Genomic DNA, 21,809 nt, shown 5'->3' on the forward strand with positions numbered 1-21,809 from the left:
AAAGTTCCAGTTAATGCGGCAGTCGCAGGCTGGCTCGCAACCCACCAAGGACGCTGTCAGACAGGCGCAGATCGCCTCCATGCGCTCTTGCCGTGTCCCGCGCAAGCGTAAGTCCCAGCCCTGTGCCCGACGTGTTTTGCGTACGCGCTTCATCAAGACGGGAGAAGGGACGGAAGGCTTCTTCGCGTCTCTCAGGCGCAATGCCGGGACCATTATCGTCGACATGGACTTCGGCGGCATGCGGACCATCGAGCACGGTGACCCGCACATCGGTCGCATATTTTACGGCATTGGAAATCAGGTTGTTGATGGCGCGCTTCAGCGCTAGCGGTCGGCCGGTGGCCGAGATTGAAGTCGGTCCGACAACCGGTACATGGGCTCCGAATCCAGCAGCGGCCTCGCGCACGAGCTCGGCGAGGTCCAGCGCCATAGGTTCGTCGCCTTCCTCGCCTCGGGCGAAGGTCAGATACTCGTCGAGCATCATGGCCATGTCATCAAGGTCCGACTGAGCGGCTGCAAGATCTTCCGACTGTTCCATCATGGCGAGGGACAGTTTCAGGCGCGTCAGGGGCGTGCGTAGATCGTGACTGACGCCGGCCAGCATGGCTGTGCGCTGATCTGCAAAGGCGGTCAGGCGGCTTTTCATGTCGAGTAGCGCACGGGCGGCGTCGCGTACTTCGGTCGCCCCGGACGGGCGGAAGCCCGGTGCGTCACGTCCCCGGCCGAAGGCCCGCGCAGCTTCCGACAGGCGCAGGATGGACCGCACCTGCTGGTTCAGGAAGGCAACAGCCAGTGCAAGCATCAAGAGGGAAGAGGCGATCACCCAGACAATGAAGAAGTGCGAGTTCACGACCAGCGCCCGCTTCCGCTCGATCAGGATTTCGGCTGTGCCGCTACCTGACGGAAAGCGGAAGTGCAGCATTGTGCGCGGATCGACGCTGACATCGACCGGCACGCCGAGCCGGATCGTGAGCTCTTCGGTCAGCGTCTTTCCATAAGCAAAACTGTGAATGAGGCGAGGGCTGCCATCCGCCGGGTCCGCATAATCACACGTAAACGTCATGTCCAGATCGCGCTGGAGTTTCTCTTTCGTGAAAAGCGTATCGGGGCGCGCATCGCAAAATGACTGGATCTGGGCTGCGTCGCGGGCAATTGCCTGCGCCAGCTTGCGGTTCACCTCGGCGAGGTGGCTGTCATAGTAATACCAGGTCATCAGCGCGAGGATCAGCACGACCGGCGCCACCACCATCAGGAGGCTGCGCGCATAAAGGCCGCGCGGTGTGATATCTCTCAGACGTGCCATAACGTGCGCCTCAATCCGGCATCAGGCGGTAACCGACACCGCGCACTGTCTGGATATGCACGGGCTCACGCGGATTGGGCTCGATCTTCCGGCGCAGACGCGTCACCTGCACATCCACTGAACGCTCCATGCCTGCAGATGTCAGCGAGGCGAGTTCCTCGCGGCTGACCGGTTCGCCCGCGTGTGCGGCGAGTATGGTCAGCAGCTGGAGCTCGGCGTCGGTCAGGCGGATGCGCTTGTCGCCCTCGCGCAGCTCACCGCGCGCTGCGTTGAAGACAAGGCCCGACATCTCGACTTCTTCCGGCGGCACATCCTTATGCGATCGGCGCAGGATTGCGGCGCAGCGCAGGGCCAGTTCCTCTGGCTCGAATGGCTTCGGCAAATAGTCGTCCGCGCCAAGTTTCAGTCCGCCAATCCGGTCTGACGCCTCGCCGCGCGCCGTCAGCAGCATGACCGGTGTTTCCTTCTCGGGTCCCGAGCGGATGGCTGCAAGCAAGGAGAGGCCGTCCTCGCCCGGCATCATCACGTCAAGAATGGCGAGATCGAATTCCACTTTGGTCAGAAGGCGCCGTGCCGACGCTGCGTCGCTCGCCGCCGTCACGCGGTGCCCTTCGCGCGAGAGGAAGCGCTTTAGAAGGTCGCGAATGCGGTCATCGTCATCGACGACAAGGATATGGGCCGGTTCCTTCATCGCCGTGTCACTTCGCCAACGCTTCGAGAGCGAGACGCATGCCGGCCACCGCGTCCGGCCCCGCCGCGCGGAAAGCGAGCCTGAGGCGCTCGCGGAGCACGATGGCAATCGGCGTGGTGAGGGTGATACCTGCATCCGACAGGACGAGCGTCCGGCGCCGACCGTCACGTTCTTCGCGTTCGCGCTCGATCAGGCCGCGCGTGTCCAGCGCACCGATGAGGCGCGCGAAAGTTGGCACTGTCATGCCAACAGAGTCGCGCATTTCGCTGACAGTCCGGCCCGGCTCATAGCGGATAGATATGAGAATTTGCATCTCTGGCTTGCTTAGCCCTGCTTTCTTGCGCGCGGTTTCTGCTGCAGAAAGGAGTTCGCGCCCCCCCGCCATAAGGAGGCCGACACCGCGATCCAGCTCCTGATCCATAAGGAAAAGGCGCGGATCGAACGGTCGGTTCAGGTTGACGTCAGGGGCCATAGTCTGAAATGAACGCGAATACAGAAAAAGTGCAAGCGAGGAGCGCTGAAATCCATGGCAAGTATCCCCTATGACGACCGTGACGGGTATATCTGGATGGACGGCGAATTCGTCGCCTGGCGTGATAGCAAGGTACATATCCTGACGCATGCACTGCACTATGCCTCGGCTGTGTTCGAGGGCGAGCGCGCCTATGGCGGCAAGATTTTCCGCTCGCTGGACCATTCCAAGCGCCTGCATAATTCAGCCCGCATCATGGGTTTCGAAATTCCGTTTACCGTTGAACAGCTGGAAGAAGCCAAGCGCGAAGCGCTGGCAAAGTCCGGTCTCGACAGCGCCTATGTCCGTGCGGTCGCTTGGCGTGGCTCCGAGATGATGGGCGTTTCAGCTCAGAACAACACGATCCACCTCGCTGTGGCCGTGTGGTCGTGGGGCGATTATTTTGCCGACAAGATGAAGGGCATCCGCCTGACGCACGCCGAATGGCGCCGTCCGGCCCCGGATACCGCGCCCTGCCACGCCAAGGCCGCTGGCCTCTACATGATCTGTACGCTCTCCAAGCATGCGGCTGAAAAGGCCGGCTATGCCGACGCGCTGATGCTCGACTATCGCGGCCAGGTCGCCGAGGCGACGGGCGCGAACATCTTTTTTGTACGCGACAATGTCCTGCACACCCCGACGCCGGATTGTTTCCTCAATGGTCTGACGCGCCAGACCACGATCAAGCTCGCCCAAGCGCGCCAGATCGAGGTTATCGAACGCGCCATCATGCCGGACGAGCTGGCGACCTTCTCCGAATGCTTCATCACGGGCAGCGCCGCAGAGATCACGCCGGTCGCTGAAATCGGGGCACACGTCTACAAGCCGGCCACGATCAGCCACGCATTGGTGGATGATTATACGCAGCTCGTGAACGGCAAGATGGAACTCGCGCTCTAGGGCGCGAGGTTCAGCCTTCGGCTGGTTCGTCCTTGATCCAGGCCTCGACGGGGCCTTTCAGCAGCATTGTCAGCGGGTTGCCCTTGCGGTCGACGGCTTTGCCGGCGGACACGCGGATCCAGCCTTCGGAGATGCAATACTCCTCGACATTGTTTTTCTCTTCACCCTTGAAACGGATGCCCACGCCGCGCAGCAGCAGGGCCTCGTTATAATAGGGGCTTTTCGGGTTGACGCTCAGGCGGTCGGGGAGTGTGTCTGTCATGGGAATGTTCTTTGCCTCGTAGCTCGGCCTGACTCAAGAGCCTGTTTCAGGGCCGCGCAATGGCGCCCGCTTCCACCTGCTGGGCGAACATGTCCACAATCGCGTCGCTCACGGGATGGTAGGTGAGGCCGAGCGCGCGGCGCGACTTTGAATTGTCGGCCTTCCAAGGCAGTTTCGGCCCGTCGGAGGGCGCGTCTTTCGTGGGGAAGGGCCAGTCATCGCCAAACCGCTCGCGAAGGACATTCGCGATATAGAGAAAGTCGTGCGCCTCGGCGAACGTGATATGGCGCCCTTCAGCCTCGGGTACGAAGCCTGCCATCATGTGCGCCTCTGCCACGTCCTTCACATCGACCATGCCGATCTCGCGCGGTGGCGCACCGTCTTTCATGGCACCCGTGCCATAGGCCTTGATATAGTTAAAGGATTCCGATGTCTGGTCAGGATTGATGCCGGCGCCAAACACGAGGGCCGGGTTTACGACGACCAGCTTCCAACGGTCTTGCGCTTCGGCCATGTCCCAGGCCGCGCGCTCTGCCAGAGTCTTGGAGTAATTGTAGGGCGTCACTGTGAGGGAAGAAGATGTGTTCCAGTCATCCTCGGTCAAGACGCCGCCTGACGCCTTGGCCACGTCCTCGATCACGCCATAGATTGCCGCGCAGGAGCTGGTGACGACGACGCGCTTTACGCTGTCGAGTGAATTTGCCGAGTCGAGGACGTTGCGTGTGCCCTTGAGGGCTGGATCAACGAGGTCGCGTTGGGGATCGTCTACATTCACCGTGAAAGGCGAGGCGGTGTGGAAGACGACAGCGCAGCCCTGCATGGCTTCGGTATAGCTGCCGGGTTCCAGAAGGTCGGCCTTGAAAAATTTGATCGTGCCGGGTTTGGCATCGGCGAGCTTTTGCAGCGGTCCGGTCTTTTCGGTATTCGACGGGTCACGCACGGCGGCATGTACCGTGAAGCCCTCGTCCAGAAGGCGGCTGACCAGCCACCCGGCCACATAGCCCGTCGCGCCTGTGACAAGAACCGGAGCGCTTGTGTCGTAATTCGGTGTGGGCATGGACATGGTGGGAGGCTCCTTCTGAAACAGCTGCCGGATGCAGCCAGCGGGTTCTCACCAGATAGGATCGCCCGAGGGGTTAAACCACCCTCGGGCTGGTCGCCTCTGATTTACCGCGCTACTCCGCTGCGCTCTGTCCCCAGACGCGCAGCAGGTTGCCGCCCAAGAACTTGGCCGCTTCCGTTTCGCCCATGCCGCGTTTCAGCAGCAGGCCTGTAAGGTCTGGCAGGCGGCGGTAATCATCGAAGACCGGTTTGTAATTGCCGTCCATGTCGGTGCCCATGCAGACATGGTCGATGCCGACCGCGTCGATCAGCGTGAAAATCCGGTCAGCATAGCCCGCCAGGTCACTGATGCCGATGCCGCTTGGCCAGGCGCCGATCACGCCGCCGCTGGCCGCAACTTCGCGGGCAAGGTCGGCGGAGATGAAACGGGGATGGTCAAGTTCCGGCGTCTTGATATGCGTGTGCGAGAACATGACCGGCTTGTCGGAAAGCTCCAGCGCGCGGCGGGCTGCCTTTTCCGGCATATGCGCGAGGTCGATCAATAGGCCGAGCCGGTTCATTTCGCGTACGATTGCCTCGCCTGCGAGGGAAAGCGCGCTGTCATCCTCCGAGTCCGTCATCGGCTCGCTGATCTCGTTGGCGCGATAATGCATCAGCGTGATCGACTGCACGCCGTCCGCTTTGGCTTCAGCCAGGCGGTCGCTGGAGCCTTCCAAAAAGTCGGCGCCTTCGACACTCCATATGGCGCCCGGCTTACCGGATGCACGAACCATGTCGATGTCGCCGGGCGCAGAAAAAGGTGTGACCAGGCCGTCGCTGGCCAGTTTCTTCAGGTTCGTGATCTGGGTCTTGTAACTGGCCCAAGCCTCGCCCGGCTCGAAGGGGCGGCTTTCGGCAATGCCTGTTTTCGTCGGGCTGAGCACATTTATGTCCGAAACGGCCGCAAAACTCGCGCCCGCCAGACCGCCTTCAGTCATGTCGTTCACAGTGCGCCGCTCGAATATGCCCTTGGCCGCATAAGCCTTCATCATGGGGGAGAGGCCGCTGGCATCGCGCAGGAATGTGCGGCCCGGATGAGCGTGCGCATCAATCGCCGGGTTCGCCTTCAGGAAGGCGACGCCGCGTGCGTGTTCTTCGTTTGTCAGGTCAAAGCCCAGCGGTGCCGCGTCTGGCCGCTTGCGCCATGCGTAGGCGCCATAAGCGCCTGTGGCGATCACTGCCGCGCCGCCAGCCAGCAACACCCGTCTTGTCATTTTTCCCATGATCCACTCCTGATTTGCGCGCACTTGCGTGGACGCCGGGCAGGGGGTCAAGTCAGGATGCTCTGGTGATGTGACGCAGTGGCACAATTGCCAATGCAAAGCGCACCGCCGGGCACGGCTCAGCCGTCGTGCGGATCAGCTTGCCGCAGCGATTGCAGCGTCATCCAGGGCCGAGGCGCGCTTGAAGGCCTCACGCGAATATACGCGTTCGGAATAGGCCGTCAGTTCCGGGCTGGGCGGGATCGAGCCGAACTGCAGGCCCCAGCCAATCTGCGAGCCGACATAGACATCCGCCGCAGTGAACCGGTCGCCGCAGAGATAAGGCCGGTCCGCGATGGCCGAGATCAGCACATTACGTGTCCGCTCGAAATTTCCGTAGCCGACCATGCCGACCTTATCGTCTGGGATTTCCACGCCCAGCGACCGGTTGACGACCGCCGCCTCGACCGGACCGGCCGCAAAGAACAGCCAGCGATAATAGTCGGCCCGCTCGTCAGGCGTTGGCGCAAGGCCGGCCTCGGGAAAGGCCTCCGCAAGATAGGCGCAGATCGCGGCGCATTCGGTGACCACCTTGTCGCCATGCGTGATGGCGGGGACCTTGCCCATGGGATTGATTGCGAGATAATCGGCTGACTGCGATCCCTCGCCAAATTTCAGGATCTTCGTTTCATAGTCTGCGCCGGTCTCTTCAAGCATCCAGCGCGCGATGCGTCCGCGCGACATGGGATTTGTGTAGAGGGTCAGTTTGTCAGCCATGGCGTTGCTCCGTTCACGTTTTGATCGTTCTGCAGGCGAGCATCAGAGTCAACGGTAGATCAGGCAAAAACAATTATCCCGCCCCGGAACCCTTCGGAATGAATGGAAGCGGGGCGGGATCGGATAGATGTTTGACGGTGTCTCTCCGCCGGGAAGAAGCGCTATTTCTCGGGCTGCGGCGTGTAGCGCAGGTAAGGCTTCACGGCTTTGTAGCCTTTCGGGAAGAGGCGCTTGATTTCTTCCGGATCGGTCAGCGACGGAACGATGATCACATCCTCGCCTTGCTGCCAGTTCACCGGTGTCGCCACCTTATGGCCGTCGGTCAGTTGCAGGCTGTCGAGCAAGCGCAGGATTTCATCGAAATTGCGACCTGCGCTTGGCGGGTAGACGATCGAGGCGCGAATTTTCTTTTTGGGGTCAATCACATAGACCGCGCGCACCGTGACTTTCGCGTCAGCGTTCGGGTGAATCATGTTGTACAGTGTGGCGACCTTGCGCTCAGTGTCGGCAATGATCGGAAACTGGACGCTGGTGTTCTGGGTCTCGTTGATATCCTCGATCCAGCGCTTGTGATCTTCCACGCTATCAACCGACACGACCAGCGCCTTGGCCCCGCGCTTGGCAAATTCGTCCTTCAGCTTGGCTGTATAGCCGAGCTCGGTTGTGCAGACCGGGGTGAAATCCGCCGGGTGGGAGAAGAAAATCACCCAGTCATCACCGGCCCATTCATGAAACTTGATCCGGCCTTCCGTGGTATCCGCTTCAAAGTCCGGGGCGACATCGCCAATCAGAAGGCTCATAATTCAAACTCCTATCACTTGATTTCTGGACCAGAAATGGTGCCTAAGGGCTATAGAACCAATGCGCGACACCTGAATGTGTCGATCAGTTTTTCTAATGGTCCCGGCAGAGCGAGCACACAGCGCACATGAAACGCCTTATCCTGATGCGTCATGCCAAGACCGAACCCTGGACGGAAGGCATTGACGATTTCGGTCGCGCGCTGACCGAGCAGGGGCATGCGGATGCGCGCCGCGTGGCCGAAGAGATCGTTGCGCGTGGCTGGAGTCCGGAGCGGATCCTCGTCTCGACCGCACGCCGGGCGCGGGAGACCTGTTCAGAAGTTGCCCAAGTGGTGGAAGGCGAGCGCGTTCGCCCGATGGAAGCGCTTTACCTGTCAGGCCAGCGGGGCATCCTTGATGCTGTGCGCCAGAATGACGGTGCGACGACGCTGATGGTGATTGGGCACAATCCGGGCCTGCATGACTTTGCCCTTAACCTGATGCGCGATGGCGGCAGCAGCGATCATGAGAGTTCCGAACGGCTTGCGGAGAAATTCCCGACCGCCTGCGCGGCGCTGTTTGAGTCAGATGAGAACGGGCCTTTCCTGCCGGTACATTTCCGACTCACGGATGTAATGCGCGCGCGCGACTTTCGAGAGACAGGCCTCGCCTGATCCATTGAGCGCGAGTGCGCCACCCTGCCTTGGAGAGGGACAGGATGGCGCAAGGAGCTGCAGACGAGCGTTTTCAGGGGGAAAGAGGCAGCGCTCGCCGGTGAGGCCAGCTCCTTTTCGTCGTTCAGCCTGCTTATTTGGCAGCGTGAACTTGCGTCAGTTGCGGGCTGTCGATGGACTTGATGGCCTTGTCCATTGTGCGCGCCGTGCAGATTGTGGTGGCGAATGTCTGGCCGAGTTTCAGGTTGGCATGTTCAGCCTCGCAGCGATCTTCGACCTGCTCATGGATCACTTTGTACTGGGCTTTGGCGCCTTCCGGCGTGGCCGCGGCATCGCGGTCGTACGAGATGGCCATGTCGAATGTATCACTTGCGGCGAATGCCGGTGCGGCGATGAGTGAGGCGGCAAGGGCGGCGGCGATCAGGGAGCGTTTCATGTGTGTGTATCCTTCTTTTGGATTTCGGGGTTCGGGGAAGTCGGCGCTGCGGGCAGCGCAGCGCCGGAGGGGAGAGAGCGGGGGTGTTAGTGCGCTTCGCGGCGGGTAAGCCGGCGGCGACGACGGACAAGCAGTCCAGGCCGACCCCCACGTGTGACATCATTGGCCGGGTGGGCCATGACCGTTGCCGCACCTGTCAGGATGGCGCGAGCCATCTCAGCGGCAGGGGCAGTGGTTTCGACGTCGTTGAGACGGAGGCGGGGGGTCATTTTCTTTAGTCCTTCTTGCTTGATCTGTTTGTCTGGTGCGGACCATTCCGCCGTCGACACGATCAAGATAGGACTATAATTATCGAAAAGCAATAATAATTTATCGAAAAAGAATAAATTGTAGCTTTTATAAGGTCTTGCGCCTCGTTGTTTTTCGATATGGAGAGGGTTTAGACGCCCTACAAGGCTTCTTGCAAGCGAATCATTCGAAAAAATCCTGGAGAAAAGGGGGTTAGGCGTGCGGAGACGCCTGGGCCCCGGCCGGGGCTGGCATCTGCAGGTCAAAAGTGAGCTGCTGAGACGCGCTTGTCTGGGGACGAGCGCGCTGTGAAGGCGGAAGCGGACGGTCAGCCGCCCATTCCGGCCGGTCAGGTTTCGCTTGCCTGTTAGGATGTGAGGCTCCCTGGCCAGCATAAATCCGGTCGCGCGCTTCCCTCGCTGCTGCCATATGGTCGACGATCCGCATGGGATAGGTCTGTCCGAGCACGATGCCGGCTCTAGCCAGCTCCGCTTTCGGCGCATCCCAGGGGGCATGGATATGCGCGGCGGAAAGGCCCGAGAGTTCCGGCACCCAGCGGCGAATGAAGTCCCCGTCGCGGTCGTGATCGACGGACTGCTTGACCGGATTATAGATGCGCGGAATGCCAGTGCCCCGCACACCGGCCTGCTTTTGCGCCTGCGGATAATGGATCCCGGCTTCGAAATCCGTGAACAGCGCCGCGAGGCGCGCTGCCGGTTGATGCCAATCCATCCAGAGGTGCTGTGCGGCAAATGCCATGACCATTGCGCGCATGCGATGGTTCTGCCAGCCGGTCTCGTTGAGCGCGCGCATGCACGCATCCAAAAAGGGGAAGCCGGTACGGCCGCTGATCCAGGCCTCCAGGCGGGGATCACCATCGCTCACCCTGTCGCGCAGGCCGTCTGCCTCGACATGAAGGTTCCGGCTGTTGAGCGTGGTCTGGTCGCTAAGCCTTTGCAGAAAACGGCAATGCCATTGCAGGCGCGACAGGAAACTGTCGAGCGACGCGGCAAAGGTGGAATCGCCGTCCAGCTGAAGTTCGGCTCGTGCCCGCATGGCGCCCTGATAGGCTTCGCGGATCGACACGGTGCCAAATGTGAAATGAGGGGAGAGGCGAGAACAGGCGCCTTCTGCCGATTGGGGGCTGTCCATGGCCGTGCGATAGCGTCGCCCGCGCGAAGCTATGAATGAACGCAGCAATTCCACCCCTTCTGCGCGTCCGCCGGGCTGACGCCCGGGGCAGGTATCCGGTTTCAGGCGAAAGTCATCGGCCTCAGGCCATTCTCCTGCCGGCACATTTGCAGGCTGTATCGCGTCCGGAGCCTTGGCCCGCGGCGCTAGCATCCAGGCTTCCCATTGCCGAAGCCAGCCATCGCCAGCTCCCTGACGGCGGCGCATGACCCCGTGCTGAGGCTGTTCGCGCAGGGCAATGCCCGCCTTGAGCGCCCAGCGCTGGACGGCGCGATCCCGGTCGAAACTCCATTGCAGGCCGATTTCCTCATGCGCATGGATCGCGGCCAGGCCGTGCCGCTTGTGAAGGTCCGCAAAAACCTGATTGGCGTCGCCGACACGAATGCATAGCGCCGATCCGCGCGCCTTCAGTGCTTCATCGAGGCTGCGAAGGCTCTCCATCATGAAATCGAACTGACGGCCGGAATGCTCCGGCAGGGCCCAGAATTCGGGCTCAAATATATACAGCGGCAATACAGGGGCTCCGCTGGCCACTGCTGCGAGGAGAGGCGCGTGATCGTGGACCCGGAGGTCCCGCTTGAACCAGACGACATGCATATTGCTCATGGAACAAATATAGAACATCCAAGCAATCACTCAAGTGTTTTCTTCATCGGGCGGATGTTTCGGCATTTTGGTAAATGGATCGTTTCGGAATCGAAACGATTTCAACTTCTGGTTCGTAGCCCAAAGTTATCCACAGGTCTTTTCTGCTACCATGGGTGCGGATGGGTTCATCTTCTCGGGGCAGGGGGAGGCGATCCGGCATGGGGAATTGCCCCAGCCGGCGCCGGATTCCGACATGGCGGAGCGCGCGGCGCTCGGCTTTGCGCAGGCTTTTCCAGGCCAGTCGGCCATGTCTGCGCTGACACAGCCTCAGGTTCAGGTCTTCCGACGCGGCGCCATTGCGGCGGGGATTTGTGGCCTTCTGGGACCTGGCCTGCTTGTTCAGACCCTGATGCTGGCCGGGCTCGGCTTGTTCGGTCTTATCCTCGCTTTTCGCGTATGGCTTGTCGCTACGGGCTGTTTCCTGCCATCGCGCCGCTCGCCTGTTCCGGCAGTGGATGTCCTCTTGCCGATCTATACGATCCTGATTGCCCTGAAGGATGAAGCCGGGAGTGCTGGCCAGCTTTCCAGAGCGATGCGTGGGCTCGACTATCCTGCTGACAGGCTTGATCTTAAATTGCTTATCGAGACAGGCGATGAGGCAACGCGCACAGCATTGCTGGCAGAGGCGTGGCCTGAGGGAACAGAACTGCTCGTACTGCCGCCCGGTCTGCCACGCACCAAGCCGCGGGCCCTGAACTACGGTCTTGAACGGGCGCGCGGCGCCTATGTGGTCGTCTATGATGCAGAGGACCGACCAGACCCGGACCAGTTGCGGACCGCTGCGCGCGCCTTCGCGGTCGGTCCAGCCCCCCTTGCCTGTGTCCAGGCGCCCCTTATTGGCGTGCCCGAGCACGGCAACTGGCTCTCGCGCCAGTGGGCGCTTGAATATGCCATCCAGTTCGGCCGTGTCCTGCCTGCGCTGGCACATTATGGCCTGCCGATCGCGCTTGGCGGAACGAGCAACCATTTCAAACGGTCGAAACTGGTCGAGGCCGGTGGATGGGACGCGTGGAATGTAACGGAGGACGCAGACCTCGGCCTGCGGCTTGCGCGGTGTGGGGCCCGTGTGGGCGTGATTTCTCCGCCGACACTGGAAGCACCGCCAAAGCATGCCTCTGTCTGGCTGGCACAGCGTTCACGGTGGCTGAAAGGCTTCCTTCAGACCTGGCTTGTGCTTATGCGCACGCCGTTGAGCGCGGCTCGCGAGATGGGTTGGGGTGGGTTCCTGTCGATGCAGCTGACGCTCGGCGCGGCGATCCTGTCGGCGCTGGTGCATGGACCATGGGCGCTCTGGTGTCTTATCTGCGTGATTGTGCCCGGACTGCACCTAGGCACATTGGGAACGTGCCTGATGGTGGTGTCTTATATCATTGGCATTGCGACGGGACTCGCGGCGCCGCGCAGGGACGGGGCAGGGGCGATTGCGGCTGCGCTGACATCGCCAGTCTACTGGCCACTCCAGTCGATTGCCATGGCGCGCGCGCTCTATGGTCTGTGGCACCAGCCCCATTTCTGGGCCAAGACACCGCACGACGCCCCTGTGGTCTGACCGCCGCCATGACTTTTCCGCTGCGTCAGGCTTGGCGGGCGGGCTCGGGGGATTTAGGCTTCATCCAGACATAACATACCGACAATCGAGGAGCCTTCCCTATGGCCTATGACGTCACCGAAGACCTGGACGCGTTTCGCGTAGAGACGCGAGACTGGCTGGAGGCGAATTGCCCGCCCTCCATGCGCACCCCCATGAAGGACAGCGAAGTTGTCTGGGGCGGCAAGAGCGAGAAGTTCCCCAATCCGGAATCCAAGATCTGGCTGGAGCGTATGGGCGAAAAGGGTTGGACGGCCCCTGAGTGGCCGGCTGCCTATGGCGGCGGCGGCCTGACCAAGGAACAGAACCGTGTCCTTCAGGAAGAGCTGCGCCGCATCAAGGCCCGCCCGGCCTTGTTCTCGTTCGGCCTCTGGATGTTCGGCCCGGCCCTCCTGGAGTTTGGCAATGAAGAGCAGAAGAAGCGCTTCCTGCCGGACATCGTCAAAGGCAAGACACGTTGGTGCCAGGGCTATTCAGAGCCGGGCGCAGGCTCTGACCTTGCCGGCCTGCAGACGCGCTGCGAGGACAAGGGCGATCATTACCTGATCAATGGCCAGAAAGTCTGGACCTCCTATGCCGACAAGGCCGACTGGATATTCTGCCTCGTGCGTACGGATACGAGCACGAAGCATGAAGGCATCAGCTTCATCCTGTTCGACATGAAGAGCCCCGGCGTCGAGGCGCGTCCGATTCTTCTGATTTCCGGCGAGAGCCCGTTCTGCGAAACCTTCTTCACCGATGTGAAGGTTCCAAAGGATCAGCTGGTCGGCCGGGTAAATGGCGGCTGGGAAATCGCCAAGCGCCTGCTCCAATTCGAACGCTCGTCGATTTCGGCTGGCGGCTTCGGCGGCACGGGCGGCTCGGGCATTCTCGGACCGGAAGAATATGCCAAGATTCATGTCGGCACCGACAGCGAAGGCCGGATCGCCGATGGCGACCTGCGCGGCCGCATCGCGGACCACAAGATGTATGCCAAGGCCTTTAACCTGACCGTCCAGCGCCAGACCGAGCAGGCCAAGGCCGGCCAGCAGGTAGGTCATACCGCGTCCATCCTGAAATATGGCGCCGCGAAGATGAACCAGGATCGTCACGAACTCCTGATCGAGGCGCTTGGCTCAGAGGCGCTCGGCTGGGAAGGGGAGGGCTTTGACAAGGGCGCCATGCGCGCGACCCGCGGCTGGCTGCGCTCGAAGGGCAACTCCATCGAGGGTGGCACGAGCGAGATCAACCTTAATGTCATCGCCAAGCGTGTGCTGGGCCTGAAAGACCATCAATAGGCATGAGCAGGATTGAATTCTGGTTCGAGTTCGCATCGACTTACTCGTATCCGGCGGCCATGCGGATCGAGGCTCTCGCCGATGAGGCGGGGCACGAGATCGTGTGGAAGCCGTTCCTGCTCGGACCTGTCTTCAATACCCAGCAGGGGCTGACGGATAGCCCCTTCAATGCCTTCCCGGTCAAGGGGCGCTACATGTGGCGCGACCTTGCCCGCGTGTGTGCCCGGGCGGGCCTGCCACTCGAGACACCGGCCGTGTTCCCGCAGAACGGCTTGCTGGCCGCGCGCTGCACACTGGCACTGCCTGAGGCGTCCCGGGCTGCTTTTGTGAAAGCCGTCTACACGGCCAACTTCGCTGAAGGCGCCCTGATCTCGGCCCCTGACATCGTCAGCCAGTGCATCGTGGCGGCAGGCGAAAGCCCAGAGGCCATCATGGCGCGGGCGGGCGACGAAACGATCAAGGCCGCGCTGAAGGCCAATACAGAGGAAGCCATGCGCCGCGGCGTATTTGGCTCCCCCACTTTCTTTGCCGATGACGGCGAAATGTTCTGGGGCAATGACCGGTTGGAAGATGCTTTCGACTGGTTGGCCGCCCCCCTGCAAATAATGTCCATTGGAGGGACGAGATGAGCTTCGTACTGACTGAAGACCAGGAAATGCTGCGCGACACGGCGATGGCATTCGCACGTGATGAACTGCCACTGACGCATCTGCGCGCGCTGCGCGACAAGGGCGCCAATGGCCACGACCCCGAAACCCGCAAGAAACTGGCAGAGCTCGGCTTCTTCGGCGTGATCATTTCCGACGAACCGGGCGGAGAGCATTTCGGGCTTGTTGGTCTTGGCCAGATTCTCGAGGCCCAAGGGCGGACACTGGCCGCGACGCCGCTGTTGCAAACGGCGCTGATCGCGGCCTCCGCCATCCAGCTTGGCGGCAGCAAGGCCCAGCAGGCCGAATGGCTGCCGAAGATCGCTATGGGCGAGGCGACCTTCGCCCTCGCGCTCGACGAGTCCGCGCATTTTGCGCCGCTGAACGTGGCGACCGAAGCCGAGCGCAACGGCCAAGGCTATACGCTGAACGGCATGAAGCGCTTCGTGCCGGGTGGCCATGATGCCGACATGTTCATTGTGGTTGCCCGCACGTTTGGTGAGTCTGGCGACCGCCACGGCATTACGCTTTTCCTCGTGCCGCGCGACGCGAAGGGCGTCACCGTTCAGGAACTGAAGACGGTGGATTCCCATGGCGCCGCACATGTGACGTTTGAGGATGTCATCGTGGGCGAGGGCGGTGTGCTCGGCCCGGTCGACGAAGGCGCTGACGTACTTGAACCCGTGCTGGACCGCGCAGCCATCGGCCAGGCCGCTGAAATGCTCGGCTCATCGGCCGCAGCTTTCGAGATGACGCTCGAATACCTTCAGAGCCGCAAGCAGTTCGGCCAGCTGATCGGTTCGTTCCAGTCGCTCCAGCACCGCGCCGCCAAAATGTTCACCGAGATGGAAATGACACGCTCCTGCGTCGCGGCGGCCCTTGCGGCCGTCGATGCCGGTAGCGGCGATGTGGCGGAACTGGCCAGCCTCGCCAAGGCGAAGGCGAGCGAGCTTGTACATCTCGTTTCCAATGAATGTGTCCAGATGCATGGCGGCATCGGCATGACCGATGTGGCAGACCCGGGCCTCTACATGAAGCGCGCACGCGTGCAGGAAGCCATGTATGGCGGCGCCAGCTGGCACCGTGATCGCTATGCGCGCCTCAACGGTTTCTGATCGATCTCGGAGCCAGACATGAAAAAGCCGGGCCAGCCATGCTGTGCCCGGCTTTTATTTTTTGTCCGCAAGCGGAATGAAGATTAGCCCTTGAGGACCGAACCTTTTTTCAGGGCCTTGGCGATGAGGTAATACATCACGGGGCGGTGCTTGGCGCGGACGGACTTGCCGTATTTGGCAACGGCCTCAACCAGTGCGGCATCAGCCTTGGCTTCGTCGGTGACGCCGAGCTTCTTGGCGATGAAGCCTTTCTTGACGCGTGCGAGTTCGTCCTTGTCGGAAGCAGCAATCGTTGCCGTGTCGGACTTGTAGATGGTTGGGCCGGATGCTTTCACAGCGGCTTCGAGCAGCGCCATGTCAGGACGCGCTTCGCCGACCTTTTCTTTCAGGTCGGTGACGTATTTCTCCATAAGCACTTCTTTGGCTGTCGGAGCTTTTGCCGGAGCGCTGACTTTAGGCGCAGGTGCAGCCTTCTTCGCAGCGGCAGGTTTCTTGGTGGTTGGCTTGGTTGCTTTTGCCATGGGATTTTCTCCTCAATGGGCCCTGTTGTGGGCGGTTATCGATCTTACGCAGCTCAGGTCTCGAATCATTTCGACACGCGCTGGCACACTGACCTTCTTTTGAACAGCGTGCCAACCCCTTAAAGTGGTGGAATGTGAGTCGCAAACTTTGAATAATGAACGTGAGCGGATGAAAAATTAAAGATGTCTGCAAGCGTGCCTTCGCACTGCATCTCGGAACATTCCGCGCTGCACGGGATTTGTTGACGATGTCGCTTGCTTGGCCCAAGGCTCGGAAAGTCAAATAACTGCAGGGAGTTTGCCATGATGCGCTTCATTCCGCTTCTCATTGTTACGGGTCTGTTCGTGCTGAGTCTGATTGGTATGGAGGCTGCGCCATGGCTTGTTGTCTTCAGCGGGATTCTTGGCGCACTCGTGCTTCTCGGTCTTTATGATTTTTTCCAGTCACGCCACACTTTGTGGCGCAACTTCCCGATCATTGCGCACATCAGATGGATTGCTGAAGAGCTGCATCCCTTCCTTCGCTCCTACATCGTGGAGAGTGAAACCGAAGGACGTCCCTTCAACAATGAACAGCGTGCGCTGATCTATCGCCGGGCAAAGAATGTATCTTCCGTCGAACCCTTCGGCAGCCATCTGGACATCGACAAGCCACCTTATGAATGGCTGGCGCATTCGATTGCCGCGAAGCATACCGCAGACGACTCTCCGCGCATTCATGTTGGCGCACCGGGAACGAAGCAGCCTTACTCCGCCAGCGTCCTGAACATCTCGGCCATGAGCTTTGGTTCGCTCGGCGCGCATGCCATCGAGGCGCTGTCGACCGGCGCCAAGAAAGGCAACTTCTATCACGACACGGGCGAGGGCGGCGTCTCGCGCTATCACCGCGCCGGCGGCGCAGATATCGTCTGGGAACTTGGTTCCGGTTATTTCGGTTGTCGCGCGCGTGACGGTCGGTTTGATGCGGCGCGTTTCAAGGACGTCGCGCAGGACCCGCAGATCAAGATGATCGAGATCAAGCTGAGCCAGGGCGCCAAGCCCGGTCATGGCGGCGTGCTGCCGGGCGCGAAGGTGACCGAGGAGATTGCCGAGGCGCGCGGCGTGCCTGTGGGCGAGACATGCGTGTCGCCGCCGGGGCACACGGCGTTTTCGACGCCCATCGAGATGATGGAATTTGCGGCGAGCCTACGCGAGATGTCATGCGGCAAGCCTGTGGGCATCAAGTTCTGCGTCGGCAACCGGTGGGAACTGCTCGCCATCTGCAAGGCCATGCTGGAAACCGAGATCCGGCTGGACTTCATGGTCGTTGATGGCGGGGAAGGGGGTACGGGCGCGGCGCCTGCGGAATTCCTTGATCATGTCGGCGCGCCGCTGAGGCAAGGCCTGGTGCTGGCGCGCAATGCGCTGGTCGGTACGGGACTGAAGGATGAGGTCCGTCTTGCATGCTCCGGCAAGCAGACCAGTGCGTTCGCGATTGCCTCGTCCATGGCGCTCGGGGCGGACTGGATCAACACGGCGCGCGGCTTCATGTTCTCGCTTGGGTGTATCCAGTCGCTCAACTGCCACAACAATACGTGCCCGACGGGTATTGCGACGACGGACAAGGGTCGACAGCGCGGTCTCGTGATCGCGGACAAGGCTGAGCGCGTCTACAATTTCCACCGCAACACGATGAAGGCGCTTATGGAAGTCGTGGGGGCTGCAGGCCTTGAGCATCCGGCCGAACTCACACCGCGCCACATCATGCACCGCGTGACGGAAGACATCGTGCTGCCGGCGCACCGCGCCTATGATCTGCTCGACAAGAATGTGCTGATCAATGCGCCGAAAGAGACCAAGCTCGCAAATGAATGGGCGATGGCGCAGGCTGCCTCTTTCAGACCGCTGAATATATAGGATTTAACGTCTGAACCTTGGCAATTGCAGCGAACCTTGGTTTGATCCGTGTCGGATCATGAAGAGGAGGACGCACTCATGGAATCCGGAAACTCAGCTGCCTTTGCCGTTGTTGGCGTGGTATATCTGGCAGTAATTATATTCTTTATCGTCTGCTACTGGAAGATCTGGAGCAAAGCCGGCTTCAGCGGCGCTTGGTCGCTCCTGATGCTGGTGCCGCTGGTGAACCTGATCGCCTTTGCCTATCTCGCCTTTGCGGAGTGGCCCATTCACAAGCGCATCAATCCGACAGACACGTTCAACTAGCGATGTGACGCCGCAAAGAAAAAAGCCGGCCCCGAAAGGCCGGCTTTTTATCAGGAGCCGTTGGCTTCAGACTGCAGCATCGTGTAGCGCTCGATACCGATGCGTTCGATCAGGTCGAACTGCGTCTCGAGATAATCGACATGCTCTTCCTCATTGTGGAGGATCTTGCCGAACAGGTCGCGGCTGCCATAGTCGCGCACGTTCTCGGCGTGCTCCATAGCGTCCTTGAGCGTGGGGATGGCCATCATCTCGACCTTCATGTCGCACTCGAGAATTTCCTGCACGCTTTCGCCGATATGCAGTTTGCCGAGGTCCTGAAGGTTGGGCAGACCACCCAGGAAGAGGATTCGCTCGATCAGCCAGTCGGCGTGATTCATTTCCTCGATTGATTCCTCGTACTCATGCTTGGCGAGCTTGGAGACGCCCCAGTCCTTGAGCATACGGGAATGCAGGAAATACTGGTTGATCGCCGTCAGCTCGTTCTTGAGACAGAGATTCAGGAACTCGATAACTTTGGTGTCGCCTTTCATGGGGCACTCCTGCGCAAGGTAAATGGATAGACTCGCGGGATACGGGAAGGCGCCACCAAAAGCAAGAAATTCTCGAATAAAATCAAGTTCATCTGCAAGTGAGACACAGTCTCACAGCGTGCTGAAACGCAGTCTCAAAAAGAACGGACTATTCGGCGGCGACCAGCATCGGCGCGGGGCCCTGGCGATCCATTTCCTGCGAAATGATCTCGCCGATCGAGCAGCTGCACTTGCCGCAATTGAACTTGCAGCCGTGATGCGCCTGCACGGCCCGTGGGCTGCGCGCACCGGCGCCGACCGCGGCGCGGACGCTTGAACAGTTAATGCGGTTGCAGATGCAGATGATCATGAGAACCATTTGCATGTAGATGCGAATGATTGTCAATACCAAAATACCTGACTTTGCGGACCTTAGAAAAATCGGGTGGACCGATCAAATTTCATCGATCCAGCGACCATTCTATAGATTATAATGTTTCATATAGGTAATATGTCAAACGTCCTGCCCGGTCGATATTCAGTTTTTCTCCATTCCTTACACAGGCCCCTGCTTGTCACGGTTGCCAGCGCTCTTGTCTCCCAAGCGGTCAGCATGATCGTCCTGTGGGCCTCGCCGCTGCCGAGGGATGTGGTGCTCGAAATTTACCCGGTTGCCGGCATCACCTGCGTGATTGTTGCCATCCTTGTGGCCTTTCCCATATCGTGGCGGCTGCAGCGCGAGAGAAACAGACTGGCAAAAACGGTTCACGATCTCGAATCGGCGCATATAGAACTTGATCGGCGCGCCCGAACAGACCCGCTGACCGGCATGCTCAATCGCGGCGCATTCATGAGCGATGTCGACGAAAGCCTCCTGAAGCGTATCGGGGGCGCCATGCTGATGATCGACGCAGACAACTTCAAGATTGTGAATGATACGTTTGGCCATTCAGCTGGTGATGAGGCGCTTCGTCTTGTCGCCGAAACAGTCATTGCAGGCGTGCGCATAGGCGATATTTGCGGCCGTGTTGGCGGCGAGGAATTCCTGGTCTTCGTGCAGGCAACGGACACGCTGTCCGTCGTTGCCATTGCCGAGCGCATTCTGGCTGGCGTCTTCAATCTGAATTTTGAGCCTGAAGACGGATGCCGCCATCAATTGTCAGTCAGCATTGGCGTGGCAATCAATTCGGCCGACCAGAATGCCATTGCCATGATGTCGATTGCCGACCGGAAAATGTACGAAGCCAAACGGGGCGGCCGAAACCAGATTGCGTATTCCTATGGCGATCCGCGCGCGAGCCGCGTCAGGCTGGCCTAGCGGCGTCACCCGCGCGTCTATTCCAGCCCTATAGGCATATCCAGCACATCAGCGCGCGTTTGCTTGACGCTGTGGCGTGGGGCCTTTACCTCCGGCCAGCCGTAACAATCAACAATGACTGACGCTTCTCATGACCGACCTCTCCATGCTCGCCCAATCTGCCAAGGCCTGGCCGTTTGAACTGGCGCGCGCGCTGAAGAAGCGGGTCGATGATCAGGTCAAGGCGGGCCAACGCAAGGCCGATGACCCGGTCGTATTTGAGACAGGCTATGGCCCCTCGGGCCTGCCGCATATCGGTACGTTCGGGGAAGTGGTCCGCACGACCATGGTTCGCCACGCCTTTGAAGTGCTGACGGGCGGCCAGATTCCGACGCGCCTGATCTGTATTTCCGACGACATGGACGGCATGCGCAAGGTGCCGCCGACCGTGCCGAACCCCGAAAGCCTTGAGCCCTACCTGCAGCAGCCGCTGACCTCTGTGCCGGACCCGTTCGGCACGCATGAGTCCTATGGCGCGCACATGAATGCCCGTCTTTGCGCCTTCCTGGACCAGTTTGGGTTCCAGTATGAGTTCATCTCGGCGACCGAATGCTACAAGTCCGGCCGGTTCGATCCGATGCTGCTGCGCGCAGCCGAGAAGTACGACGAGATCATGGCCGTCATGCTGCCGACACTCGGCGCGGAACGTCAGGCGACCTATTCGCCCTTCCTGCCGATCTCGCCCAGCACGGGCCGGGTGCTCTATGTGCCGATGAAGCATGTCGACGCCGAAAAGGGCGAGATCACGTTTGAAGATGAAGACGGCACGGACGTGACGCTGCCTGTAACGGGCGGCCGCGTGAAGATGCAGTGGAAGCCCGATTTCGGCATGCGCTGGGCCGCGCTGGGCGTCGACTTCGAAATGTTCGGCAAGGACCACCAGGCCAATGCGCCGATCTATTCGCGCATCGCCAAAATCCTCGGCCACCGCCCGCCGGAGCAATATGTCTACGAGCTGTTCCTGGACGAGAAGGGCGAGAAGATTTCCAAGTCCAAGGGCAACGGCATCTCGGTTGAAGAGTGGCGCGCCTATGCGCCGGACGAGAGCCTCTCGCTGTTCCAGTTCCAGAAGCCGCGCGTGGCCAAGAAGCTCTATTTCGATGTGATCCCGAAGACGGTCGATGAATATCTGACCTTCCTCGAGAAATACCCGGACGAGGAACCAGCCCGCCAGCTGGAAAACCCGGTCTGGCACATCCATTCCGGCAATCCGCCAAAGGCCGATATGCCCGTCAGCTTCGCGCTCCTGCTGAACCTCGTCGCCGTGGCCAACCCTGAAGACAAGAGCCAGCTCTGGGGCTTCATCTCGCGCTATGCGCCGGAAGCCTCGGCCGAGACGCACCCGCTGCTCGACAGCCTCGCAGGCTATGCGATGCGCTACTACCGCGACTTCGTGTTGCCGGCGAAAGTGTTCCGTGCGCCGACCGATCAGGAACGCGCCGCAATGGTGGATCTGTCAGCGCGCCTCAAGGCCTTCGATGAAGAGCCGAACTCAGAGAACCTGCAGACTATGACCTTTGCCGTCGGCAAGGACCATGCATTCGAGAACCTGCGCGAATGGTTCAAGGCGCTCTATGAAGTGCTGCTCGGACAGGAGCAGGGGCCGCGCTTCGGCAGCTTCGCCGCGCTGTACGGTGTGGAAGAGACGGCCCGTCTGATTGATGAGGCTTTGGCGCGGGATTAGGTTCCCTCACCTCCCATCGCTTTGCGATGGGCCCCTCCTCTCCCAGAGGGAGAGGGGTTTGACCGGAAGAACCACTTAACCCCTCTCCCTCTGGGAGAGGAGGGACCCGCTGCCAAAGGCAGTGGGAGGTGAGGGCCCTTCCG

General features: G+C 60.5%; 24 protein-coding genes. 10 read left to right on the forward strand and 14 right to left on the reverse strand.

The window, feature by feature from the left end; genetic code table 11:
- Window positions 1-10: 10 nt before the first annotated feature.
- Genes V7651_RS06595 through V7651_RS06605 form a run of 3 tightly spaced genes read right to left on the reverse strand, consistent with a single transcriptional unit; the run spans window position 11 to window position 2,466 of the window.
- On the reverse strand, window positions 11-1,303 hold the full coding sequence (locus tag V7651_RS06595) for an ATP-binding protein (RefSeq protein ID WP_335612660.1): 1,293 nt from the start codon (window positions 1,301-1,303) through the stop codon (window positions 11-13).
- A gap of 10 nt (window positions 1,304-1,313) precedes the next feature.
- Complete coding sequence (locus V7651_RS06600) at window positions 1,314-1,994, reverse strand: response regulator (RefSeq protein WP_335612661.1); 681 nt, start codon at window positions 1,992-1,994, stop codon at window positions 1,314-1,316.
- Window positions 1,995-2,001: 7 nt separating this feature from the next.
- On the reverse strand, window positions 2,002-2,466 hold the full coding sequence (locus V7651_RS06605) for a MarR family winged helix-turn-helix transcriptional regulator (RefSeq protein WP_051624711.1): 465 nt from the start codon (window positions 2,464-2,466) through the stop codon (window positions 2,002-2,004).
- Between the two features lie 54 nt (window positions 2,467-2,520).
- Here V7651_RS06605 and V7651_RS06610 point away from each other — a divergent pair, with 54 nt between their 5' ends.
- Window positions 2,521-3,405, forward strand: a complete 885-nt coding sequence (locus tag V7651_RS06610; protein ID WP_035538013.1) for a branched-chain amino acid aminotransferase — start codon at window positions 2,521-2,523, stop codon at window positions 3,403-3,405.
- Between the two features lie 10 nt (window positions 3,406-3,415).
- Here V7651_RS06610 and V7651_RS06615 read toward each other — a convergent pair whose 3' ends face one another.
- The 5 genes from V7651_RS06615 to V7651_RS06635 all read right to left on the reverse strand — a co-directional run bounded on the left by V7651_RS06615 (window position 3,416) and on the right by V7651_RS06635 (window position 7,547).
- The gene (locus V7651_RS06615; RefSeq protein ID WP_035538011.1) at window positions 3,416-3,667 is read right to left on the reverse strand and encodes a DUF3297 family protein; all 252 of its coding nucleotides are present in this window, start codon (window positions 3,665-3,667) and stop codon (window positions 3,416-3,418) included.
- Between the two features lie 46 nt (window positions 3,668-3,713).
- Window positions 3,714-4,724 carry an NAD-dependent epimerase/dehydratase family protein gene (locus V7651_RS06620; RefSeq protein ID WP_418887227.1) on the reverse strand — a complete coding sequence of 337 codons (1,011 nt, stop codon included), beginning with the start codon at window positions 4,722-4,724 and terminating at the stop codon, window positions 3,714-3,716.
- A gap of 118 nt (window positions 4,725-4,842) precedes the next feature.
- Window positions 4,843-5,991 carry a dipeptidase gene (locus V7651_RS06625; protein WP_335612663.1) on the reverse strand — a complete coding sequence of 383 codons (1,149 nt, stop codon included), beginning with the start codon at window positions 5,989-5,991 and terminating at the stop codon, window positions 4,843-4,845.
- A gap of 135 nt (window positions 5,992-6,126) precedes the next feature.
- Window positions 6,127-6,747 carry a glutathione S-transferase family protein gene (locus V7651_RS06630; protein WP_335612664.1) on the reverse strand — a complete coding sequence of 207 codons (621 nt, stop codon included), beginning with the start codon at window positions 6,745-6,747 and terminating at the stop codon, window positions 6,127-6,129.
- Between the two features lie 161 nt (window positions 6,748-6,908).
- Window positions 6,909-7,547 (reverse strand): peroxiredoxin, encoded by a 639-nt coding sequence (locus tag V7651_RS06635; protein WP_035538007.1) that lies wholly within the window; start codon window positions 7,545-7,547, stop codon window positions 6,909-6,911.
- 128 nt (window positions 7,548-7,675) lie between these two features.
- On the opposite strand from V7651_RS06635, the gene V7651_RS06640 reads away from it, so the two are divergent.
- Window positions 7,676-8,203 (forward strand): SixA phosphatase family protein, encoded by a 528-nt coding sequence (locus tag V7651_RS06640; protein ID WP_335591054.1) that lies wholly within the window; start codon window positions 7,676-7,678, stop codon window positions 8,201-8,203.
- 133 nt (window positions 8,204-8,336) lie between these two features.
- On the opposite strand, the gene V7651_RS06645 is transcribed toward V7651_RS06640, so the two are convergent.
- From V7651_RS06645 to V7651_RS06655, 3 genes are all read right to left on the reverse strand, one after another.
- Window positions 8,337-8,639, reverse strand: coding sequence for a UrcA family protein (locus tag V7651_RS06645; protein WP_335612665.1), 303 nt, complete (start codon window positions 8,637-8,639; stop codon window positions 8,337-8,339).
- A gap of 86 nt (window positions 8,640-8,725) precedes the next feature.
- Window positions 8,726-8,908, reverse strand: a complete 183-nt coding sequence (locus tag V7651_RS06650; RefSeq protein ID WP_335612666.1) for a hypothetical protein — start codon at window positions 8,906-8,908, stop codon at window positions 8,726-8,728.
- 232 nt (window positions 8,909-9,140) lie between these two features.
- Window positions 9,141-10,742: a deoxyribodipyrimidine photo-lyase gene (locus V7651_RS06655; protein WP_335612667.1), complete on the reverse strand. Its 1,602-nt coding sequence runs from the start codon at window positions 10,740-10,742 to the stop codon at window positions 9,141-9,143.
- Between the two features lie 217 nt (window positions 10,743-10,959).
- Here V7651_RS06655 and V7651_RS06660 point away from each other — a divergent pair, with 217 nt between their 5' ends.
- From V7651_RS06660 to V7651_RS06675, 4 genes are all read left to right on the forward strand, one after another.
- Window positions 10,960-12,315: a glycosyltransferase family 2 protein gene (locus V7651_RS06660; RefSeq protein WP_335612668.1), complete on the forward strand. Its 1,356-nt coding sequence runs from the start codon at window positions 10,960-10,962 to the stop codon at window positions 12,313-12,315.
- Window positions 12,316-12,416: 101 nt separating this feature from the next.
- On the forward strand, window positions 12,417-13,631 hold the full coding sequence (locus tag V7651_RS06665; RefSeq protein WP_335612669.1) for an acyl-CoA dehydrogenase family protein: 1,215 nt from the start codon (window positions 12,417-12,419) through the stop codon (window positions 13,629-13,631).
- Between the two features lie 2 nt (window positions 13,632-13,633).
- Complete coding sequence (locus tag V7651_RS06670; protein WP_335612670.1) at window positions 13,634-14,260, forward strand: 2-hydroxychromene-2-carboxylate isomerase; 627 nt, start codon at window positions 13,634-13,636, stop codon at window positions 14,258-14,260.
- Window positions 14,257-15,393, forward strand: a complete 1,137-nt coding sequence (locus tag V7651_RS06675; protein ID WP_335612671.1) for an acyl-CoA dehydrogenase family protein — start codon at window positions 14,257-14,259, stop codon at window positions 15,391-15,393. The genes V7651_RS06670 and V7651_RS06675 overlap by 4 nt, the downstream gene beginning before the upstream one ends.
- 83 nt (window positions 15,394-15,476) lie before the next feature.
- On the opposite strand, the gene V7651_RS06680 is transcribed toward V7651_RS06675, so the two are convergent.
- On the reverse strand, window positions 15,477-15,914 hold the full coding sequence (locus V7651_RS06680) for a DUF2853 family protein (RefSeq protein ID WP_084146241.1): 438 nt from the start codon (window positions 15,912-15,914) through the stop codon (window positions 15,477-15,479).
- Between the two features lie 303 nt (window positions 15,915-16,217).
- Here V7651_RS06680 and V7651_RS06685 point away from each other — a divergent pair, with 303 nt between their 5' ends.
- Both V7651_RS06685 and V7651_RS06690 read left to right on the forward strand, forming a co-directional pair.
- On the forward strand, window positions 16,218-17,810 hold the full coding sequence (locus V7651_RS06685; protein ID WP_335612672.1) for an FMN-binding glutamate synthase family protein: 1,593 nt from the start codon (window positions 16,218-16,220) through the stop codon (window positions 17,808-17,810).
- Window positions 17,811-17,888: 78 nt separating this feature from the next.
- Window positions 17,889-18,116: a DUF805 domain-containing protein gene (locus tag V7651_RS06690; RefSeq protein WP_035537996.1), complete on the forward strand. Its 228-nt coding sequence runs from the start codon at window positions 17,889-17,891 to the stop codon at window positions 18,114-18,116.
- A 50-nt stretch (window positions 18,117-18,166) separates the two neighbouring features.
- Here V7651_RS06690 and bfr read toward each other — a convergent pair whose 3' ends face one another.
- Both bfr and V7651_RS06700 read right to left on the reverse strand, forming a co-directional pair.
- Window positions 18,167-18,646 carry a bacterioferritin gene (gene bfr / locus V7651_RS06695; protein ID WP_034741232.1) on the reverse strand — a complete coding sequence of 160 codons (480 nt, stop codon included), beginning with the start codon at window positions 18,644-18,646 and terminating at the stop codon, window positions 18,167-18,169.
- A gap of 148 nt (window positions 18,647-18,794) precedes the next feature.
- Window positions 18,795-18,995 (reverse strand): (2Fe-2S)-binding protein, encoded by a 201-nt coding sequence (locus V7651_RS06700; protein ID WP_035538120.1) that lies wholly within the window; start codon window positions 18,993-18,995, stop codon window positions 18,795-18,797.
- A 243-nt stretch (window positions 18,996-19,238) separates the two neighbouring features.
- Between V7651_RS06700 and V7651_RS06705 the strand changes: the two genes are divergently transcribed.
- Together V7651_RS06705 and V7651_RS06710 are read left to right on the forward strand one after the other, a co-directional pair.
- Window positions 19,239-19,943 carry a GGDEF domain-containing protein gene (locus V7651_RS06705; protein ID WP_051624703.1) on the forward strand — a complete coding sequence of 235 codons (705 nt, stop codon included), beginning with the start codon at window positions 19,239-19,241 and terminating at the stop codon, window positions 19,941-19,943.
- A gap of 130 nt (window positions 19,944-20,073) precedes the next feature.
- Complete coding sequence (locus tag V7651_RS06710) at window positions 20,074-21,666, forward strand: lysine--tRNA ligase (RefSeq protein ID WP_335612673.1); 1,593 nt, start codon at window positions 20,074-20,076, stop codon at window positions 21,664-21,666.
- Window positions 21,667-21,809 lie beyond the last annotated feature (143 nt).

The organism is Hyphomonas oceanitis (assembly GCF_036964545.1).
Classification (GTDB): Bacteria; Pseudomonadota; Alphaproteobacteria; order Caulobacterales; family Hyphomonadaceae; genus Hyphomonas; species Hyphomonas oceanitis.

What these genes read in the sequence shown, in the direction of transcription:
- V7651_RS06710 (WP_335612673.1), top strand. Translation starts at nt 20,074, where the DNA reads ATGACCGACCTCTCCATGCTCGCCCAATCTGCCAAGGCCTGGCCGTTT.
- V7651_RS06675 (WP_335612671.1), top strand. Translation starts at nt 14,257, where the DNA reads ATGAGCTTCGTACTGACTGAAGACCAGGAAATGCTGCGCGACACGGCG.
- V7651_RS06615 (WP_035538011.1), bottom strand. Translation starts at nt 3,667, where the DNA reads ATGACAGACACACTCCCCGACCGCCTGAGCGTCAACCCGAAAAGCCCC.
- V7651_RS06650 (WP_335612666.1), bottom strand. Translation starts at nt 8,908, where the DNA reads ATGACCCCCCGCCTCCGTCTCAACGACGTCGAAACCACTGCCCCTGCC.
- V7651_RS06660 (WP_335612668.1), top strand. Translation starts at nt 10,960, where the DNA reads ATGGCGGAGCGCGCGGCGCTCGGCTTTGCGCAGGCTTTTCCAGGCCAG.
- V7651_RS06680 (WP_084146241.1), bottom strand. Translation starts at nt 15,914, where the DNA reads ATGGCAAAAGCAACCAAGCCAACCACCAAGAAACCTGCCGCTGCGAAG.
- V7651_RS06705 (WP_051624703.1), top strand. Translation starts at nt 19,239, where the DNA reads ATGATCGTCCTGTGGGCCTCGCCGCTGCCGAGGGATGTGGTGCTCGAA.
- V7651_RS06665 (WP_335612669.1), top strand. Translation starts at nt 12,417, where the DNA reads ATGGCCTATGACGTCACCGAAGACCTGGACGCGTTTCGCGTAGAGACG.
- V7651_RS06685 (WP_335612672.1), top strand. Translation starts at nt 16,218, where the DNA reads ATGATGCGCTTCATTCCGCTTCTCATTGTTACGGGTCTGTTCGTGCTG.
- V7651_RS06625 (WP_335612663.1), bottom strand. Translation starts at nt 5,991, where the DNA reads ATGGGAAAAATGACAAGACGGGTGTTGCTGGCTGGCGGCGCGGCAGTG.
- V7651_RS06595 (WP_335612660.1), bottom strand. Translation starts at nt 1,303, where the DNA reads ATGGCACGTCTGAGAGATATCACACCGCGCGGCCTTTATGCGCGCAGC.
- V7651_RS06690 (WP_035537996.1), top strand. Translation starts at nt 17,889, where the DNA reads ATGGAATCCGGAAACTCAGCTGCCTTTGCCGTTGTTGGCGTGGTATAT.
- V7651_RS06600 (WP_335612661.1), bottom strand. Translation starts at nt 1,994, where the DNA reads ATGAAGGAACCGGCCCATATCCTTGTCGTCGATGACGATGACCGCATT.
- V7651_RS06620 (WP_418887227.1), bottom strand. Translation starts at nt 4,724, where the DNA reads ATGCCCACACCGAATTACGACACAAGCGCTCCGGTTCTTGTCACAGGC.
- V7651_RS06635 (WP_035538007.1), bottom strand. Translation starts at nt 7,547, where the DNA reads ATGAGCCTTCTGATTGGCGATGTCGCCCCGGACTTTGAAGCGGATACC.
- V7651_RS06605 (WP_051624711.1), bottom strand. Translation starts at nt 2,466, where the DNA reads ATGGCCCCTGACGTCAACCTGAACCGACCGTTCGATCCGCGCCTTTTC.
- V7651_RS06645 (WP_335612665.1), bottom strand. Translation starts at nt 8,639, where the DNA reads ATGAAACGCTCCCTGATCGCCGCCGCCCTTGCCGCCTCACTCATCGCC.
- V7651_RS06700 (WP_035538120.1), bottom strand. Translation starts at nt 18,995, where the DNA reads ATGATCATCTGCATCTGCAACCGCATTAACTGTTCAAGCGTCCGCGCC.
- V7651_RS06630 (WP_335612664.1), bottom strand. Translation starts at nt 6,747, where the DNA reads ATGGCTGACAAACTGACCCTCTACACAAATCCCATGTCGCGCGGACGC.
- V7651_RS06610 (WP_035538013.1), top strand. Translation starts at nt 2,521, where the DNA reads ATGGCAAGTATCCCCTATGACGACCGTGACGGGTATATCTGGATGGAC.
- V7651_RS06670 (WP_335612670.1), top strand. Translation starts at nt 13,634, where the DNA reads ATGAGCAGGATTGAATTCTGGTTCGAGTTCGCATCGACTTACTCGTAT.
- V7651_RS06655 (WP_335612667.1), bottom strand. Translation starts at nt 10,742, where the DNA reads ATGTTCTATATTTGTTCCATGAGCAATATGCATGTCGTCTGGTTCAAG.
- bfr (WP_034741232.1), bottom strand. Translation starts at nt 18,646, where the DNA reads ATGAAAGGCGACACCAAAGTTATCGAGTTCCTGAATCTCTGTCTCAAG.
- V7651_RS06640 (WP_335591054.1), top strand. Translation starts at nt 7,676, where the DNA reads ATGAAACGCCTTATCCTGATGCGTCATGCCAAGACCGAACCCTGGACG.